Below are 708 nucleotides of genomic sequence, written 5' to 3' on the forward strand. Positions count from 1 at the left end.
TGCCTGTGGATCATGCTTGGCGTGGTGCTCGCCGGCCGCGGAGCCCTCTTCAAAAGCGTGCAAATCGCGGAGCGCCTGCCCGTGATTGGAATCATCTCCCCGGGCCTCATGCTTGGCATGCTCCTTGGGGGCCCCGGGCCCGTTGTCAGAAGCATGCAGGGCCTTCTGCGATTGACCGTGATTTAAATCGTCTCCCGGGGCCTCATGCTTGGCATGCTCCTTGGGGGCCCCGGGGCCTTTGTCAGAAGCATGCAGGGCTTTCTGCGATTGACCGTGATTTAAATCGTCTCCCGGGGCTTCATGCCCGGCATGCTCCTTGGCGGCTCCGGAGCCGTTGTCGGAAGCACGTAAGTCCGGCTGCGATTGACCCTGACCGGGCCCGTTATCCCGGCCTGCCTGTGTTGTGTCACGCTGCGGCGGTTCGTTGGCGGCCGCCACGGTCCCGAAACCTCGGGGAATGGTGTTCCCTCGGTCGCTGCCGCTATCCTCCGCGTCGCCATTACCAACACGAAGCTCGCTGCCGTCTCTGGCGATCGTATCGCCTTGGGCGAACTCGAATGGGAACGCCCCATCGTACACTGCGGTAGCTGGGGAGGCTGTGCCGTCGAAATTTGCAACGCTGGGAGCTGCGAACGCTGCCAGTCCCTTGGCGTCGCTTGCGGTAGATGAAGTGAAGACATCAGCCAAGCCATCGCCAAAATCGAACGC

1 protein-coding gene is annotated in these 708 nt (G+C 62.6%); it reads right to left on the reverse strand.

What is annotated here, in order from left to right:
• A partial coding sequence (locus CQ12_RS45170) for a hypothetical protein (RefSeq protein WP_198164223.1) occupies positions 1–708 on the reverse strand: 708 nt, incomplete at both ends.

This window comes from Bradyrhizobium jicamae (assembly GCF_001440395.1).
Lineage (GTDB): Bacteria > Pseudomonadota > Alphaproteobacteria > Rhizobiales > Xanthobacteraceae > Bradyrhizobium > Bradyrhizobium jicamae.